Source organism: Bacillus sp. GbtcB14 (genome assembly GCF_019091205.1).
Taxonomy (GTDB): domain Bacteria; phylum Bacillota; class Bacilli; order Bacillales; family Bacillaceae_G; genus Bacillus_A; species Bacillus_A cereus_AG.
Genome location: NZ_JAGXJT010000033.1, coordinates 1 through 4,040, shown reverse-complemented (window position 1 = coordinate 4,040; position 4,040 = coordinate 1). Strand labels below are relative to the sequence as shown.

Sequence of the window (4,040 nt, the reverse complement as noted above, 5' to 3'; positions counted from 1 at the left end):
TAGTTTGTCTAGCATCTAAAAATAAAAATTGACGTTTCACGTTGTTTGTTTCGTTCAGTTTTCAAAGAACTTGTCTGCCGCTCATTTGCGACTTCCTTATGTTAACATCTTCATCTTTCAATGTCAACTAAGTTTTTCATTTCGTTTGCCGCGTTCTGCGTTATTGCATCGGCGACTTGTTCTATATTACACTCCTATAGTCTAATCGTCAACACCTTTTTATAAAGATATTCAATTTAATATTTTTATGCTCTTTTAACTAGATACGTCTCTCCAAGGATTCATTACTGAAAAGCTACCTTTTGCTTCTATTTAATCTATTCTTCCAAAATATATTTAAGTTAATTTAAACCCTATACTTAATTTGTACAGAAGTTTTTACCCAACGAAACTAACAATCTTATTTTAATAAATATTAATACCTCTTTGTTTATCACGCACTCTATTAGAAACGATTGAAGTTATACGCATTCTTATAACAGACAACGATACAGAAATCCATAATAAACTCATATACTACTCTAGTTATAGAGTCCTGAGTTCTCCTTATATGAAGTAATGGTTGCTTATCTGTTTACTCGTAAATATACAGAATCATACTAATATATTTACTAACTATCCCTATCTTACTGAAATATCAACCTTATATCTATTTCATCTTTAGCATCATCCATTTCCATACAGCTATATCCTCTTAATAAACATTTAAAATATGCTCAAGGTTCGAATTGATTAATAGTATCTCCTTTTTAAGTACATATACTGGATTAAAAATACGTACCTCAATTGATCAAGTGTACCGAACACACACAGATAGAACACTCGTTCTTTCTATTACTTCACTTTTTATATAACATTAAATGATATTTATCCTATGCCTATATTTACGTTTTACCGCTAAAAGAGCGAATCATTTCACTAACAAAGCATTTAATCTTATTGTTCCTAGTATATATCTCCCTTTTGAAATACATATAGAATCATAAATTCCTTTGTTTCTATCTAAAACCCTAAGAATACACAACCATAAAAAAACAATTCTACAACAAGGTATACGGCGGCTGCACAATTATAAATTATAATCCTCTCAACACCTATAGCAGTCCTGTCCACATTTAACGCAAATATAAACTAAAAAAATTTCAATATAAAAAGAGTCGGAATTTCTACTCTAAGGAAAATCCGGCTCTTATTTTTGAGCTACAATCAAAATCATTTAACTTACTTGCTACAACTGAACTCCCTCATAATAACCATAGCCAAAAAAATTTTCACATTTAATATTCCCTACTCTGCTGTACTGAAGATGAATGTATCATATCTATCACTGCATGATATAAATTTTCCGGATATTCAGCTATCCGATGGCATAAATACAAGTACCACTCTTTCCCATAAGTCAAATACACGCTAGCATTATGTCCTTTATTTTTCAAATCACTTAACATATCCGGACGAATTCCATATAGCATTTCTATTTCTACATTAGATTGACTAAAATATTGACGTTTCTCCATTTCTTTAATAAGAATTTCATCATGTGTAGCTATAGATACAGGATGGTTGTTTTCAACTAGTTGTTCTACAATCTGAAGATACTGTTGATTTAATTCAGTTGACCTAGGCATAGCAATATCCGAAACTTCTTGATAGGCACCTTTTACAACTCGTATTTTCCCTGGATAATGTAGGAGTTCTTGAATATCATTGTTTGAGCGATATAAATGCGCCTGGATCGTTATCCCTACATTAGGATATTGCTCAGTTGCTTTTTTATAGATGGCAAGAATGTCTGCTGCTTTAGATGATTCTTCCATACTTACCATAAGGTTAGTTCCATGTACTTTTGCCTTCTCTGCCAACTCCATTAAATGAATACAAGATATTTCTGGATCTATAGATAATCCAATATGCGATAAATCGAGTGATACTGTTTGTTTCATAGATAGAGCACCCATATCCCCAATAAGATTCCAAAACTCATTTTTTACTTTATAACATTCCTCTATATCTAGAGTATTTTCCCCTATGTATTCTAGTGAAGTATGATAACCTTTTGCAATTAGTTCTTTTGCTGTCACAATCCCCTCATGTCTCGTTTCTCCGGTGACAAAGCGTTTTGCGGCTTGCAATAATAACGCATAGAGTTCAGTGGAGTTTTGTACATAGGATTTTATATGTTCATTTCGTGCAATCAATTTAAATGCCTGAGCCACTTGGAATTCTGGTTTCGTCATCACATTTTCATCCCCTTTAGAACTATTTGATCCAACTATAGCATGATAAAATGGTTCATATTAGTACCATTTTAACCAAACTTTTATGGTACCAATTTTGATGAAGGGAGCATTTATATGCTTTGGATACCTATTGACCGATCGTTAGATATAAGTTTAATTCGACAGGTTTATCACCAAATACGTGAACGAATATTAAACGGAGAGCTACAATCTGGAGAAAAACTACCATCAACACGGGAATTATCTTCTGAGTTAAGCGTGTCTAGGAATGTAATTTTAGAAGCTTATGATCAATTATTTTCCGAAGGTTTTTTGGTCGCTCAACAGGGCGCCGGGACATTCATTGCAGAAGGGACTTATTTAGAACAACGTAAAGAATCAACTCTAATTGATTCTTTATCTTCGTGCGAAGAAATAAACAAAGATAATAACATCATTAATTTTCGTTCAGGGATACCAGCATTAGACTTATTTCCACGTAAGGGATGGGCAAAGTTATCTCATACGATATGGAATGAAACACCTCCTTCTACGTTTGGATACGATATTCCCGAAGGACGTCCCGAATTAAGAAAGGTTTTATCACGCTATTTACTAAAAACAAGAGGAGTTTTTTGTCATCCAGAACAATTGATAATTACCTCCGGTGCAACGCAAGCTTTAACACTTGTTTCTAAGTTACTTTTGTCGACAGGCGACGAAGTACTAATAGAAGATCCCATCACCAATGACATTCAAACAATTTTTAAAAATTCAGGAGCCTTCCTTTATCCTATACCAGCTGATGATAATGGGATGGATACATCTTTGCTACCTGCAAATAAAAACCCAAAATTCATCTTCACTACTCCTTCTCATCAGTTTCCTTTAGGAGGAGCGTTACCAATTCAACGACGGGTTCAATTGATTAACTACTCAAGAAAAACAAACTGTTATCTCATTGAAGATGATTATGACAGTGAGTTTCGATACGAAGGCTCACCTGTAAGTTCATTACAGGGATTGGATCCCGAGCGAGTTATTTATATAGGTTCATTTAGTAAAATTTTATCACCGGCCCTTAGGATGGGATACTTAGTTCTTCCCACACACCTTATTGAAAAATGTCGCAGGGTAAAATGGTTTTCAGATTTACATACATCTTCTTTAAATCAGCTTGTCCTTGCTAAATTTATTGCCGAAGATTATTTGGAACGGCATATTATGAAGATGAAAAAAATCTATAAAAATCGAAGAGACTTCCTTATCCAGCAATTAAAGTTAGCATTCTCAAATAAGATCAATATTTTCGGTTATTCTACAGGATTACACCTGATTGTCGAATTCAATCAAGTTCAATTCACCAAAGAATTACTTGAGAAAATCCAACAACTTGGGGTTAAAGTATATCCCGTGGAAGACCACGCCATTGAAAAAGGAAAGCATCATAATCGAATTATTATGGGGTATGGACATTTAACAACTGAAGAAATAAAAGAAGGGGTGAGCAGGCTACAGAGGGCAATACCTTGTATATATTCTTGTTAATACATAGACTTTAAAACTCAAAATTAAAGAGTCTAACAAACTTGTCTATATTTTTCTGAAGGTATGCTATTTAGATGTAAAATCATAATAAAATAAAGCTGTTTCTTGTTAGATAAACGTACTCATAGAGCTTACATTAATTACAAACTTATTTCATTAAACACAAAAAAGACGAGTCATTCTGACTCGTCTTAAGATTGCTTGGCGACGTCCTACTCTCACAGGGACAAGGTCCCAACTACCATCGGCGCTAGAGAGCTTAACTTCCGTGTT

Annotated in this window: 2 protein-coding genes; one reads left to right on the top strand and one right to left on the bottom strand. The window is 33.7% G+C overall.

From position 1 onward, the window contains the following. Positions 1-1,277: 1,277 nt before the first annotated feature. A complete protein-coding gene (locus KVT31_RS29100; protein WP_088098618.1) occupies positions 1,278-2,237 on the bottom strand; it encodes a proline dehydrogenase family protein in 960 nt (319 codons plus the stop codon). A 117-nt stretch (positions 2,238-2,354) separates the two neighbouring features. Between KVT31_RS29100 and pdxR the strand changes: the two genes are divergently transcribed. Beyond that, a complete protein-coding gene (gene pdxR, locus KVT31_RS29095; protein WP_088098617.1) occupies positions 2,355-3,767 on the top strand; it encodes a MocR-like pyridoxine biosynthesis transcription factor PdxR in 1,413 nt (470 codons plus the stop codon). Positions 3,768-4,040 lie beyond the last annotated feature (273 nt).

Bases quoted from the DNA above. Each gene is read 5' to 3' on its own strand.
- pdxR (WP_088098617.1), top strand. From the start codon at position 2,355: ATGCTTTGGATACCTATTGACCGATCGTTAGATATAAGTTTAATTCGA.
- KVT31_RS29100 (WP_088098618.1), bottom strand. From the start codon at position 2,237: ATGACGAAACCAGAATTCCAAGTGGCTCAGGCATTTAAATTGATTGCA.